This is a genomic window from Butyricicoccus sp. AF35-5AC, assembly GCF_003477715.1.
GTDB lineage: Bacteria > Bacillota > Clostridia > Oscillospirales > Butyricicoccaceae > Agathobaculum > Agathobaculum butyriciproducens.
This window is the reverse complement of record NZ_QUDX01000005.1, coordinates 238073-238286: the sequence shown is the minus strand read 5'-3', so window position 1 is coordinate 238286 and position 214 is coordinate 238073.

The following is a 214-nucleotide window of genomic DNA, read 5'->3' as shown; positions in this document are numbered from 1 at the left end:
TCGGAGGTTCGAGTCCTCTCAAGCCCACCAATTTTCAAATCAAAGATTTGAAAATTGCTAATTTGCACCTTGAAAACTGAACAATACGAAAGCAAAAGCAACATTATAGAGGATAAAAATTTGTTATTCCGATTTTGAATAAAATCAAGATCAGCATAAAAGGTTTTTCTGATAATATATTGTTGGGATACAATCGAAAAGATTGTACTACAAA